This window comes from Aeromonas sp. HMWF016, from assembly GCF_963878195.1.
GTDB classification, from domain to species: Bacteria; Pseudomonadota; Gammaproteobacteria; order Enterobacterales; family Aeromonadaceae; genus Aeromonas; species Aeromonas lacus.
Genome location: NZ_CAWNWX010000106.1, coordinates 1 through 13,456, shown reverse-complemented (window position 1 = coordinate 13,456; position 13,456 = coordinate 1). Strand labels below are relative to the sequence as shown.

Sequence of the window (13,456 nt, the reverse complement as noted above, 5' to 3'; positions counted from 1 at the left end):
GTTTTCATGATGTTTAATAAAGACCATGTTACTGTGCAGGGGATGCGCGAAGTAGTTACTTCTATTATTCCTGATATGACAGATGTATTAGATGGTATTGAAAAAGCTGTACAAGAAAAAAATAAGTTTCAAGATTTTTATTCCATCAGTATTGAAGAGCAGAAAGAATATTTTATAAGCGTCGCTAAGAACCTAGGAATGGATCCACATGACAAAGACAATGAGTTTGGCCGTGTCGTAGATATGGGGTTAAAGAACTATGATCCTACTAATATTATGAGGAAGTGTGAGCATTTATTTGTTCATTATCGTCCAGGTGGTATTATCGCTCAATCACTGAGGATGCATTCTGTTGGTGGTTTACACCTATTAATATGTTTAAAGCATGGTTATGCTCAAGGAACCGGGAATCTATTAACCATGTTATATGATGATTCGGATGGCCCTAATCTGGGATATTCCTTTAAACAGCAGCATTGTATAGGTTGCTCTGATTGTAAGCCTAGATCACAAGAGTGGTCATGGAATCTTAAATGGTATGAATCGGCTGTAACGGAAAATATGCCATTTTTAAGTAAGTATAAATTTTAAATAATAGGTAAGTTTTATATTCGTAGCCTATTGATGAATATTGTTCCATCTTGCACATCTCGTGTGTTGGTGTTGAACGAAGGTTTCTTATCCAAGTCTGCCTTGGCCCCACTCTTGCTATGTCCTATCCCATTGATGGCCGTGGCCGCCCTGAATCTGTTGCTCTGAACCGTCCCAAACGGGGTGGATTACGGGGGAGGGCGGCCCGGCAGAGATCTTCTGATGGGAGCCGTGACAGTGCAAGAGACAACCAAACCCCTCTCCCCGCAGCGCTGGCTGCAACTGGAGTTAAAGGCCATCGACAGCCAAGTTGGCCGCTGGCAGAGCCGCCGTTTCGAGATTGCGGCGCTCCATCCCGCCGAATCTGAGGCTGCCGGTGCTTTGCCCCTTACCCTGTTTCGCGATGAGCGGGGGGATTATCGCTTCAATCTGAGCTCCGGCTCGCCCCGCCTCTTTGTCACCGGAAGCCGCGTGGACAGTGGCTTTGTGGCCGATGGCCTCACCCTGAGCCAGACCGTGGCCGCCGCCTATATGGATGGCGAGCGGCAGGTGCTCTCCTGCCCGCTGCCCGAGGCGCTGCAAGTCTGGGTAGAGGCCTTTATCGGACGCCACGGCGAGCTGCTGGAGGCCCGCCGCAAGGGCAAGAAGGGCAAGGGACGGGCGCAGGATCAGCTCGGTGTCGATACGGTAGATCAAGCCAGCTGCGGCGCCGTCAAAGCCACCGGCCCCGATGGTCGCGAGCGTGGCAGCGACGCCGGAGCCAGTGCCGGAAACAAGGCCGGAAACAGTGCCCATGAGTGAGTTTCTCAAGCGCTGGTCGTCTCGCAAGAGCGAGGCGCGCAAGCATCAGGCATTGCAGCCGAGGGAAGAGGTTATTCCCGAGGCGGTTTCCGCCCCCATCGAAGGCTGTGGCGAAGCTGAAACTCCAGATGCTGTGCTGGATAGCCCCGTAGTCAGCACTGACAAGGGGAGCGGTGAAGCTCTTGCCGTTGAGGGGGCCGAGAGTGGCGAACCGCCGCTAAAAACGGCCCAGCCGGACAAGGCAAAACTCCCCGACAAGGAGGCGCTGCGGGCCATGTTTCGCAGCCATAAACCGGATGGGCTCGACGACTACACCCAGGATTTCAGCCAGCCCCAATTGCTGCCCGCGGCCCTGACCGCTGGCCTGCGCAACTGGCTGGTAGATCAGGTAACCGCCCCGGAGAGCGAATCGGCCAACCCGGCCAGCGGATCCGCTGAACCGGTTGCGCTTGTCAGCGAACTTGCCGCCGAGCCGCACGAGTTGGCTGATAACCATTCTCAAACCCACACCGACGATCGGGACATTTTGGTTTCCTCTGGTGGACAAAATGTCCCAACCAAAGGTGGGGGAATGGAACCCTCAGGATCCTGACTCCCTGTTAGTCACTTTTTTTCCGGGGGAGTTGGCTCGCCTCTTGCTCTCTCGGCTTACCAACAAGCGCCCATCCCATGAGGTGGCGCGCGCAGGAGTGTATGTGAGCACTGAACAAACATTGCCAAATCTGAGCCCAAATCTGGCCCACGGGGCGGGGGCGGCCGAGCATAACGCGCGCGCCTATGCCCTGCAGCATACGGTCAAGACCGACAACCTGATCCCGGCCACTGTCTCTTACCAGAGTCAGGGGCGCCTGCTGCTGGTCGGCCCGGAAGATCGCATTCGCCGCGTTGCCAGCCTGCTGCCCGCCGGGGTGAAGCCCACCCTGCTGGTGACCGAATCCGTTTATGACGCCGAGGCGGCGGATCTCGAGGCCATCTTCGAGGCTACCGCCGCCCTGGATGCTCTGACCCTGCGCGAGCCGAGCCTGACAGGGTATCTCGGCCAGTTCCAGCTCACCGGCCTTAACGGGCAGGGTGAGCGTATTTCTCTGGCTGCGCTCTGTTTTCCACAACAAGCGGCTGCTGTCAGTGAACAGCTACGCGAACCACGCTTCGATCTGGTGGCCGATCTGGGCCGCATCCCGCTCTTTGCGCTGGAGCGCCCGCCGGTGGGCTACCTACATCTCTTTGATGACCAAGGGCTGGCCGAACGGCTTGCCGAGCTCTGTGCGCTGACCGGTATCTTCGACAAGCCGCGCTATTTTCGCCTCGACCCCGAGGCCTGCGCCTTTACCGCCCGCGGCGTGCCCGGTTGCAGTCGCTGCCTTGATGTCTGTCCGACCGATGCCCTCAAGCCCATCAATGGTCGCATCCAGATCGATCCCCATCTCTGTCAGGGCTTTGGCAGCTGCGCCTCGGCCTGTCCGACCGGGGCGATTGCCTATCACCAGCCCGACGCCAACACCAGCGGCGACTACCTGTTCCGATTGCTCAAGCACTACCGGGAGGCGGGAGGCGACGCGCCCCAGCTGCTGATCGCCGGTGAAAACGAGCGCGAATGGGTGGAAGCCGAGCTCACCCGCCTACCCGCCAATTGGCTGCCGGTCTGGGTGGAGGAGAGCGCGAGCTTAGGCATCGAGAGCTGGTTCGCCGCCCTCGCCTATGGCGCGGGTGCTGTGCGTATCGCGCTCGGTGACGATGCCCCCGCAAGCGTCCGTGCGCTGGTTGAGCGGGAGCTGGCGAGCGCTGCCGTGCTGCTGGCGGGCGCCGGTCTTGCTGCCGATCGCATCGCCCTGTTTAACCCGGATGTCGAACAAGATAAGCCGATCTCCTGTGAGTCAGCCGTTGCCCTGCTGGATAAGCCGCTCAAAGGGGACAAACGGGAGAACCTGTTTGCCGCCTTCGATGCCCTCTGGCAGGCCAACGAAGGGAGCCGCGAGCCGCTGGCGGTACCTTATGGCGCCCCATACGGCAGTGTGGAGCTGAAAGAAGCTGACTGCACCCTCTGCATGGGCTGCGTGGCGGTCTGCCCGAGCCGGGCGCTGCATGCGGTGGGCCATGCCCCCGGCCTCAACTTTATCGAGCAGGATTGCATCCAGTGCGGCATGTGCGAAAAGGCGTGCCCCGAGCAGGCCATTGTGCTGGTGCCCCGCCTGCAACCCGTGCCCGAAGCGCGCCGCGCCGTGCAGAGCCTGAAAGCCGAAGAGGCTGCCTGCTGCATTCGCTGCGGCAAGCCGTTCGCGCCCGCCTCGCTGATCCGCCGCATCCAGCAAAAACTGGCCGGTCACTCCCACTTCCAGAACGAGGCCGCCCAGCGGCTACTGATGTGCGAAGAGTGCCGGGTCAAGGATGTGTTTGCAGCGCTGGCGGCGGATCCCGTCTCCCAGCTCAAGGTATGAGGGCCAGTGATGAGTGAACAACAGAACGAAAAGGCTGGCGAACTGACCATGACCGAACTGGAACAGAGCAGCGCCGATCTCTACGCCCTGCTGGCGAGCCTCTGGCGCGCCGCCCCCCGTGGCGAACAGCTCGCCTGGCTGCAAGGGTTGCAGGCTATGCCGGGCCCCTTTGCCAGAGGGCTGGGACTGGTGCAGCTGGCGGCCATTAGCCACCACGAAAACGAGCTTGCCGAGGAGTATCAGGATCTCTTTATCGGGCTGGGGCGCGGGGAGATCGTGCCGTTTGCCTCCTGGTATCTCACCGGTTCTTTGATGGAGCTGCCGCTGGCGGTGCTGCGTGCAGATCTGCAGTCGCTTGGTTTCGAGCGCCAGAGCGGAGTGTGCGAGCCGGAAGATCATCTGGCCGCCCTGTGTGAGGTGATGGCGGTACTGATTGCCGAGCAGCACCCGGATCGCAACCGCTTCTATGAACGCCACCTTGCCCCTTGGGTCCTCACCTGCTGCCGCGATCAGCAACAGGCGAAAGGGGGCAGCTTCTACCGGGCGGTCGGGGCCCTTGCCGAAGATTTCTTCAAGCTGGAAAACGAATTGCGCCTGCCGTTTGGCGCCTGCGTGGTGACGGGCTGAACGCCCCCATCTGTGCATAACAGGCTGTGCATAACAAAAGCTGTGCATAACAAAAGCTGTGCATAACAAAAGCTGTGCATAACAAAAGCTGCGCATAACAAAACGAGCAGACGAGATATCCCATTGGACGCGAAGCTGGTGCACAGGCGCCGGCAAGAACAACAACAGAGGTCACAAGAATGAGCGATGAACAGCTGAAAGACCCGTCCCGCCGCAATCTGATCAAGGGAGTTGGCGTGGTCGCCACCATAGGCGTACTGGCCGGTGCTGCCGGTCGGGTGGTGAGCAAAGAGGCGCTGACCCACGATACCAAGCCTGATCAGGGCTATCGGGAGACCCCCCATGTTCACGACTTTTATCGCACCCTGCGCGGCACTGACTGAGCCGGATCAGTGAAGGAGAACTCATGAAACTGACAAAACGTGCCGAGCAGCCCCAAGCGGGCGAGCAGGGCAGCTTGCAGAATAATGCAGCCGCTCGCGGTCAGGGGCTGACCCGCCGCGCCTTTATGGTCAACTCGGGTCTGGTGGCCGGTGGCGCTGTGGCAGCCGGTTGGCTGGCCCCTGCCATGATGCAGCGGGCCGAGGCCAAAACCGTGGCGGCCGAGGTGCCGGTCGAGGTGAAGCGCACCATCTGCTCCCACTGCTCGGTGGGCTGCGGCGTCTATGCCGAGGTGCAAAACGGTGTCTGGACCGGTCAGGAGCCGGCTTTCGATCACCCCTTCAACCTTGGCGGTCACTGCGCCAAGGGGGCGGCCCTGCGCGAGCACGGCCACGGCGAGCGTCGCCTCAAATACCCGATGAAGCTGGTGAGCGGCAAGTGGCAACGCATCAGCTGGGATCAGGCCATCGAAGAGGTGGGCAATGAGGTGCTGCGTCTGCGCAAGGAGTCCGGCCCCGACAGCGTCTACTGGCTCGGCTCCGCCAAGCACTCCAACGAGCAGGCCTATCTGTTTCGCAAGATGGCGTCCCTGTGGGGCACCAACAACGTGGATCACCAGGCGCGCATCTGCCACTCCACCACGGTCGCTGGCGTAGCCAACACCTGGGGTTACGGCGCCATGACCAACAGCCTGAACGACATGCACAACAGCAAGTCGATCATGTTTATCGGCTCCAACCCGGCGGAGGCCCACCCGGTCGCCATGCAGCACATCCTGCTGGCGAAAGAGCGCAACGGCTGCAAGATCCTGGTGGTCGACCCGCGTCGCACCCGCACCGCCGCCAAGGCGGACATGTACCTCTCCCTGCGTCCGGGCACCGACGTCGCCTTTATCTGGGGCATGCTCTGGCACATCTTTAAGAACGGCTGGGAAGATAAAGAGTTCATCCGCACCCGTGTCTACGGCATGGACGAGGTGCAAAAAGAGGTGGCGCGCTGGACCCCTGCCGAAGTGGAGCGGGTGACTGGCCTTAACGAACAACAGGTCTATGGTGCCGCCAAGCTGCTGGCCGACAACCGCCCCGGCTGCGTGGTCTGGTGCATGGGCGGCACCCAGCACACCACCGGCAACAACAACACCCGCGCTTACTGCATCCTCGAACTGGCACTCGGCAACGTGGGCAAGAGTGGGGCGGGCACCAACATCTTCCGTGGTCACGACAACGTGCAGGGTGCCACCGACTTTGGCGTCACCTCAGACTCCCTGCCCGGCTACTACGGGCTGGAAGAGGGCTCCTGGAAGCACTGGGCCCGGGTGTGGGACGTCGATTACGAGTGGATCAAGGCGCGTTTTGACAACAAGGCCTACAACGGCAAGCTGCCGATGAACAACAACGGCATTCCGGTCTCCCGTTGGGTGGATGGGGTGCTGGAGAACGCCGACCTCATCGAGCAGGGCTCCAACATCCGCGCCATGTTCTACTGGGGCCATGCGGTCAACTCCCAGACCCGCGGCCCCGAGATGAAGAAGGCGATGCAAAAGCTCGACATGATGGTGATTGTCGACCCGTATCCCACCGTCGCTTCGGTGATGAACGATCGTACCGATGGCGTCTACCTGCTGCCGGCCACCACCCAGTTCGAGACCTATGGGTCCGTCACCGCCACCAACCGCTCCATGCAGTGGCGTGACAAGGTGATCGAGCCCCTGTTCGAATCCAAGGTCGACCACGAGATCATGTATCTGCTGAGCAAGAAGCTCGGTTTTGCCGACCAGCTGTTCAAGCACATCAAGGTGGAGAACAACCAGCCGCTCTTGGAAGACATCACTCGCGAATACAACCGCGGCATGTGGAGCGTGGGCTACACCGGCCAGAGTCCGGAGCGCCTCAAGGCGCACCAGCAGAACTGGCACACCTTCCACAAGACCAACCTCAAGGCCGAGGGCGGCCCGGTCAGCGGCGAAGTGTACGGTCTGCCGTGGCCCTGCTGGGGCACTCCGGAGATGAAACACCCCGGCAGCCACATCCTCTACGACACCAGCATTCCGGTCTCGGAAGGGGGCGGCGGTTTTCGCGCCCGTTTCGGCATCGAGTATCAGGGCGTCTCGCTGCTCGCCGAAGACTCCTGGCCGAAGGGGAGCGAGGTGGAAGACGGCTATCCCGAGATCACTGCCGACCTGATGAAACAGCTTGGCTGGTGGGATGAGCTGACCGAGGCCGAGAAGAAAGAGGCCGAGGGCAAGAACTGGAAGACCGATCTCTCCGGCGGCATCCAGCGGGTGGCCATCAAGCACGGCTTCGTCCCCTACGGCAACGCCAAGGCGCGCTGCGTGGTGTGGACCTTCCCGGATCAGGTGCCCAAGCACCGCGAGCCGCTCTACACCCCACGCCGCGACTTACTGGCCGACTACGCCACCTGGCCCGATGCCAAGAGCCTGTGGCGCCTGCCGACCCAGTACGCCTCGGTGCAGGAGAAGGATGTCAGCAAGGAGTTCCCGATCATCCTCACCTCCGGCCGTCTGGTGGAGTACGAGGGGGGCGGTGACGAGACCCGCTCCAACCCTTGGCTGGCCGAGCTGCAGCAGGAGATGTTCGTCGAGATGAACCCGGCGGATGCCAACGACGTCGGCGTGCGCGACGGTCAGGATGTGTGGGTCGAGGGGCCGGAAGGGGGGCGGGTCAAGGTGAAGGCGCTGGTGACCCCGCGGGTCAAGCCGGGGCTCGCCTTTATGCCGTTCCACTTCGGCGGCCACTTCGAGGGCAAGGATCTGCGATCCAAATATCCGGAAGGGTCTGACCCCTATGTGCTGGGGGAGTCGGTCAACATAGTTACCACCTATGGCTATGACCCGGTTACCCAGATGCAGGAGACCAAGGTCACCCTGTGCCGTTTTCGCAAAGTAGGAGCCTGATCCCATGGCCAGAATGAAATTCATGTGTGACACCAAGCGCTGCATCGAGTGCAACGGCTGTGTGACGGCGTGCAAGAACGAGAACGACGACGCCCTAGAGTGGGGCATCCAGCGCCGCCGGGTGGTGACTCTCAACGATGGCCTGCCGGGGGAGACCTCCATCTCGGTCGCCTGCATGCACTGCACCGACGCCCCCTGCATGGCGGTCTGTCCGGCCGACTGCTTCTATCACACAGACGACGGCATCGTGCTGCACAACAAGGATCTCTGTATCGGTTGTGGCTACTGCCTGTTTGCCTGCCCGTTCGGGGCACCCCAGTTCCCGAAAACCGCCGCCTTTGGCGATCGGGGCAAGATGGACAAGTGCACCTTTTGCGCCGGTGGCCCGGAAGAGGATCACAGCGAGGCGGAGCGCCAGAAGTACGGTGCCAACCGCATCGCCGAGGGCAAGCTGCCGATGTGTGCCGAGCTCTGTTCCACCAAGGCGCTGCTGGCCGGTGACGCCCAGGTGATCTCCGACATCTTCCGCGAGCGGGTTGCCTATCGCGGTGCTCCTCATGCGGGTTGGGGTGAGGATGATAAGGCGCTCTATCGCGATGCCAGCAAGGTGAACAAACCGGGAGGGGCGGCATGAAAACCTGGCTAATGGCCCTGTTTGCTGCCCTGCTGCTGGTGAGTACCGCCAGTTTCGCCGACGCCGAGAAAGAGGCGGTCGGCTTTGCCGGTGCCGACTACTGGCGGGCGGTGAAGGATGGGCAGGAGGGGTACACTACCTCCCGCTCGCCGGAGCACGGGGTGCTTATCTCGGTGCCGGGTCAGCTCTGGTTCGAGGTGAAGACCAAGTGGGTGTCGCCACTCGGTGCCATCGCCATCTTCGGATCGCTCGCTATGTGCGGCCTGATGTACTGGGTGGTGGGGCCGACCAAGCTCTCCAAACCGCGCACCGGGCGCAAGCTCAAGCGCTGGAGCCGGCTCGATCGGGCGCTGCACTGGACCACGGCGGGCATGTTCCTGACCCTCTCCGGCTCGGGGCTGGCCATCATCTACGGCAAGCACTTCATCAAGCCGGTGGTGAGCCTCGGGGTGTGGGAGAACTGGATCTGGTTCGCCAAGGTGTTCCACAACTACGTGGGGCCGCTCTTCTTCCTCTGCCTGATGGGGGTACTCATCAAGTGGTTCCGCCACAACATCGTCAACATGGTGGATGTGCAGTGGTTTATGAAGGCGGGCGGCATGCTGGGGCCCCACAAGGGGAGTCACCCCTCGGCGGGCTTCTCCAACGGCGGCGAGAAGGCGATCTTCTGGCTGCTGATCTGGTTTGGCGGCATTGTGGTGGCGACCGGGCTGTTTCTGGACTTCCCCATCTTCGGCCAGCTGCGCCGCCAGATGGAGTGGGCCAGCTTTATCCATATTGTCGGGGCGCTGATCCTCATCTGCGGTTTTATCTTCCATATCTACATGGGCCTGTTCCAGCTGGAAGGGGCGCTGGAGGGGATGGTGACCGGCGAGGTGGACGAGACCTGGGCCAGGGAGCACCACGACCTCTGGTATGAAGAGGTAAAACACACCCTCGATGGGCCCAAGACGGGCAAATCAAGCTGACAGTCGGGCACGGAAAACGTAAAGAGAAGGGGCGCTGATGCGCCCCTTTTTATGTTCAATCCTCTCTGCATGCCGGCTCAGGTCACCGGCTTGAGTGGCAGGTGGATCTCGTAGTGCAATCCCTCGCCCGGCGGGCTGGTGACGTTGACTGAACCGCGCAAGTTGTTCTCTACCAGATTGTGGATGCGGCAGGCGCTGAGCCCGCAGTGACTGGTGTTGCCGCGCAGGGTGGTGAAGAAGGGCTCAAACAGGCGGGGAAGTTTCTCTGGCGGCATGCCGGGGCCCGAGTCCTGATAGGTTAGCAGCAGCGACTCCTCATCCTGAGCGACATGGATGGTGAAGCTGTGCTCCTCGTTGCCGTGAAAGGCGTGATCCATGCTGTTTTTCACCAGCTCCTGCAGCAGGTCGACGAAGAGCGTCTCGGGGGCGGTCAGAGTGACTTCGTTCCCCTCAAGGCGGGGGGTAACTCTGGCAATCTGCAGCTCGGCGGCGAATGCCTGCAGCATATGCTCGGCACACTTTTTCACAGCGAAGGGACGCGCTTCCTGTTCATTCTGATCGCGGGTCAGCTCCTTGAAGCGGGTAATGAGCAGGGCGACCCGGCGCAGACTGGACTCCACCAGTTCGGTGCCCTCCTTGATATCGGTCAGCTGCTGGTTGAGCAGGCGCTGGCCCAGAACCCCGTTTTTCACCGCATTGGCCAGCAGATCGCCGGCGCCCTGTATCATGCTGGAGGCGGTGATGCCAACCCCGACCGGGGTGTTGATCTCGTGGGCGATACCGGCGGTGAGCTGAAACAGACTCTGATAGAGCTGCACCTTGGCCTGCTGGCGACCGAGCTCCCGCAGGCGCAGCTGGTTTTGCACCCGGGCCAGTACCTCGAGCTGGTGAAACGGCTTGGATACATAGTCGCAGCCGCCCGCCTGAAAGGCCTGTTCGAGAGCACTGATCTCGCTGTTGGCGCTGATGAAGATGACTGGCAAGCCCCAGTGCCCCTGTTGTTGTTTGATACGGCGGCATGCCTCGTAGCCATCCATCACCGGCATATTGATATCCATCAGGATGAGGTCGGGAGTGGCTTGTGCAACCGCAGCAACCGCCTGCTGGCCATCTTCCACTTCTCGCACCTGATAACCCTCCTCTTCGAGCAGGCTGCGCAAGATATAGCGGTTGGAGGCCATATCATCGACGACAAGAATGTTGTGTATGGTGTTGGTGCCTGGCATACCGGTTGGTGTTTCCGTGCAATGGGTCTGATGTTCAGCATAGTTCTTCATCAACCGCAGCGTAGCCTCATCGCGCCGCCATCGGTGCGGAAAATGGATGTGTTTGAGCCACGTTTGGACATCTTTTTGGCCGCAGGGTATGGCCAAGCTCACAAAACGAAACAACCAAACGTCATATGATTGATTTCATTATCACTCTTGCTCTCCTGCCGAACGGCAACTTCACGTAAATCAAAGAGAATGACTATGGCTACCGGACAATATCTGCTGTGGAAAGATGCACAGGGACAGGATTTTCGCCCCGTTGCACTGACTGGCACTGATCTGCTCAACAATCGTTATCTCAACAAGGGCACCGCCTTTACCGAACAGGAGCGTGCCGACTTCGATCTCGATGGCTTGCTGCCTCCTCAGGTGCAAACCTTTGAAGCCCAGCTCGAGCGGGTTTATGAAGGCTTCAAGAGCGCCTGCAGCGATATCGAGAAGTACCAGAACCTGCGTGCACTGCAGGATCGCAACGAGACCCTCTTCTATGCCCTGTTGTCTCGCCATGTGGAGGAGATGACTCCCTATATTTATACCCCGACCGTCGGCAAGGCGTGTCAGGAGTTCAGTCACCGCTTCCAGAAGCCGCGAGGCCTCTACATTACCCCGGACAACGTGGATGACATGGGCAGCCAGGCTCGTCACTTCGATGCCAAGTCAATTCGCATCATCGTTGTGACCGACAGCCAGGGGATTCTGGGGATCGGTGACCAGGGGGTTGGCGGCATGGGCATTCCCATCGGCAAGCTGGCGCTCTATACCCTGGGGGCGGGCATCCATCCGGCCTGCTGCATGCCGATTGCGCTGGATGTGGGCACCGACAACCAGAAACTGCTGGATGACCCCATGTACCTCGGTCGCCCGCACAAGCGGATCCGCGGCAAGGAGTATGAGGAGTTCATCGACAAGTTCGTGCAAGGGGTCAAGCGTCACTTCCCCAATGCTGTGCTGCAGTGGGAAGACTTCAGCAAATCCAACGCCTTCAACAATCTGGCTCGCTATCAGCAATCACTGCCATCGTTCAACGATGATATTCAGGGCACGGGGGCCGTGGTGCTGGCCGGTATCATCGGGGCGGTCAAGGTCAAGGGGGAAACCCTGGGCCAACAGAACTATCTGGTCTATGGCGCCGGTGCCGGCGGGGTCGGCGTGGCGGATCAAATCTGCGCGGGGATGATCCGCGAGGGAATGGATCCGCAGGCGGCGCGGGATCGCATCTACATCCTGGATACCCAGGGACTGGTGTGCGACAACCGCGAGGGGCTAGACGAGTACAAGCGCCGCTACGCCAAGCCGGGCCTGCTGCTGGCCGGCTGGGACACCGAAGTGCCCGGCAAGGCCAACCTGACAGATGTGTTGCGTCATGTGCCCATCACCGTTTTGTTGGGAACCAGTGGTTCAGGCGGCGCCTTCAAGGAAGAGCATATCCAGTTGATGCAAAAGCATTGCGAACGTCCCATGGTGTTCCCGCTCTCCAACCCGACCGCCAACTGCGAAGCCTTGCCGGAAGATATCTACAACTGGAGCAAAGGCAAGGCCATCGTCGCGACCGGCAGTCCGTTCAAGGATGTGAATTATGACGGGCAGGACTTCCGGGTCGGGCAGGGCAACAACGTCTTTATCTTCCCCGGAGTGGGGCTGGCGGCGATTGTCAGCCAGATCCGCGAGATCACACCCGATATCTTCACTACCGCCGCCTTTGCGCTGGCCGAGTGCGTGAGCGAGGTCGATCTGGCGAAGGGGGCTGTCTATCCGCGCATTCGCGAGCTGCGCAGCATCTCGGTGCATGTGGCGACCGCTGTGCTCAAGGACATAGTGCGCAAGGACCCCTCCCATCCGCTGATTGGCCAGGATCTGCAGCAGCATATCCTCAACCACATGTGGGAGCCGGCGTACCTGCCTTATCGTCGGGTATAACCGCGTATCTACCGTCCGGATAACGGGTCGGCCAAGATGATAAGGGGGGTAGCGCTGCTACCCCCCTTCGTTTATCCCGTCACGCACTAAGTGCGTAGTGGCCGCCAGCGCCCTTGCTGATTGCGGCAGGCGGTATCCTGCCACTGTTGGCTGGCCTTGCCGATATAGAGTTGCTCGCGATAGTCGCGACACCACTCTCCGCTGGTATGGCGGAAGGTGCGCAGTGGGGTGATACTACCCGAGTGGCGGTTAGCCGGATTGAACCAGGTGAGGCTCTGCCCTTTGGTGCGGGTTTCCAGTGCCTTGGTGAGTGCCTGATTGGCCAGTTGAACATCTGCCTTATCCATTTGATGGTAAAGCGGCGGGGTGGCGACCGTAGCGCAGCCAGCGAGGCCGAGCAGGAGGAGTGTTAGCAGATAACGCATTATGGTTGCCCCTGTTGGCGAAAGCCGTTGTTAAGCAGAGCACGCTCTTGCTCATCGGTAAGCACTTGCTGGCGATCATCGACCGTGCCATCGCCTCTGAGTTTGTTGCCATTGGCATTGACGGCATCCACGCCGTTATCATCGACCGTGCCATCGCCTCTGAGTTTGTTGCCATTGGCATTGACGGCATCCACGCCGTTATCATCGACCGTGCCATCGCCTCTGAGCTTGTTGCCATTGGCATCGACGGCATCCACACCGTTGTCATCAAGCCCGTTGCCAAGGCCACGACCACCGGCATGAAGGTCTCCTCCGCTGTGCAACTCGCCACCCGCATGTTGGTCTCCTCCCGCATGTTGACCACCTCCATGTTCACTGCCACCTCCGCTATTGTCGTTACCTCCGCCCCCGTGGTCACCGCCACCTCCGCTATTGTCGCTACCACCGCCCCCGTGGTCACCGCCACCTCCGCTATTGCCGCTACTACCGCCC

At 60.4% G+C, this 13,456-nt stretch carries 12 protein-coding genes and 1 pseudogene; 10 read left to right on the top strand and 3 right to left on the bottom strand.

Going from position 1 to position 13,456, the window contains the following annotated elements; all coding sequences use genetic code 11:
* The 9 genes from AACS24_RS17695 to AACS24_RS17655 form a co-directional block, all read left to right on the top strand.
* Positions 1–591: hypothetical protein (locus AACS24_RS17695; protein WP_219927738.1), on the top strand; the 591-nt coding region annotated here is incomplete at its 5' end.
* Between the two features lie 222 nt (positions 592–813).
* A complete protein-coding gene (locus AACS24_RS17690) occupies positions 814–1,392 on the top strand; it encodes a DUF3305 domain-containing protein (RefSeq protein ID WP_108571500.1) in 579 nt (192 codons plus the stop codon).
* On the top strand, positions 1,385–1,984 hold the full coding sequence (locus AACS24_RS17685; protein ID WP_108571499.1) for a DUF3306 domain-containing protein: 600 nt from the start codon (positions 1,385–1,387) through the stop codon (positions 1,982–1,984). The genes AACS24_RS17690 and AACS24_RS17685 overlap by 8 nt, the downstream gene beginning before the upstream one ends.
* A 103-nt stretch (positions 1,985–2,087) precedes the next feature.
* Positions 2,088–3,827: a 4Fe-4S dicluster domain-containing protein gene (locus tag AACS24_RS17680; RefSeq protein ID WP_108571498.1), complete on the top strand. Its 1,740-nt coding sequence runs from the start codon at positions 2,088–2,090 to the stop codon at positions 3,825–3,827.
* A 9-nt stretch (positions 3,828–3,836) separates the two neighbouring features.
* Complete coding sequence (locus tag AACS24_RS17675; RefSeq protein WP_108571497.1) at positions 3,837–4,454, top strand: TorD/DmsD family molecular chaperone; 618 nt, start codon at positions 3,837–3,839, stop codon at positions 4,452–4,454.
* 179 nt (positions 4,455–4,633) lie between these two features.
* Positions 4,634–4,837: a transcriptional initiation protein Tat gene (locus AACS24_RS17670; RefSeq protein WP_005347650.1), complete on the top strand. Its 204-nt coding sequence runs from the start codon at positions 4,634–4,636 to the stop codon at positions 4,835–4,837.
* 23 nt (positions 4,838–4,860) lie between these two features.
* On the top strand, positions 4,861–7,749 hold the full coding sequence (locus tag AACS24_RS17665) for a formate dehydrogenase subunit alpha (protein ID WP_108571496.1): 2,889 nt from the start codon (positions 4,861–4,863) through the stop codon (positions 7,747–7,749).
* Positions 7,750–7,753: 4 nt separating this feature from the next.
* Positions 7,754–8,383, top strand: a complete 630-nt coding sequence (fdh3B, locus tag AACS24_RS17660; protein ID WP_108571495.1) for a formate dehydrogenase FDH3 subunit beta — start codon at positions 7,754–7,756, stop codon at positions 8,381–8,383.
* The gene (locus AACS24_RS17655) at positions 8,380–9,351 is read left to right on the top strand and encodes a formate dehydrogenase subunit gamma (RefSeq protein ID WP_108571494.1); all 972 of its coding nucleotides are present in this window, start codon (positions 8,380–8,382) and stop codon (positions 9,349–9,351) included. The genes fdh3B and AACS24_RS17655 overlap by 4 nt, the downstream gene beginning before the upstream one ends.
* Positions 9,352–9,428: 77 nt before the next feature.
* Here AACS24_RS17655 and AACS24_RS17650 read toward each other — a convergent pair whose 3' ends face one another.
* Entirely contained in the window at positions 9,429–10,577 is a 1,149-nt protein-coding gene (locus AACS24_RS17650; protein WP_258222986.1) for a hybrid sensor histidine kinase/response regulator, read from the bottom strand.
* 246 nt (positions 10,578–10,823) lie between these two features.
* On the opposite strand from AACS24_RS17650, the gene AACS24_RS17645 reads away from it, so the two are divergent.
* A complete protein-coding gene (locus AACS24_RS17645) occupies positions 10,824–12,539 on the top strand; it encodes an NAD-dependent malic enzyme (RefSeq protein WP_108571493.1) in 1,716 nt (571 codons plus the stop codon).
* 86 nt (positions 12,540–12,625) lie between these two features.
* Here the strand turns inward: AACS24_RS17645 and AACS24_RS17640 are convergent, their stop codons facing one another.
* A complete protein-coding gene (locus AACS24_RS17640; protein WP_108571492.1) occupies positions 12,626–12,964 on the bottom strand; it encodes an RT0821/Lpp0805 family surface protein in 339 nt (112 codons plus the stop codon).
* A pseudogene (locus tag AACS24_RS17635) lies at positions 12,964–13,456 on the bottom strand (hypothetical protein); the annotation flags it as partial. The pseudogene AACS24_RS17635 and the gene AACS24_RS17640, both read right to left, overlap by 1 nt.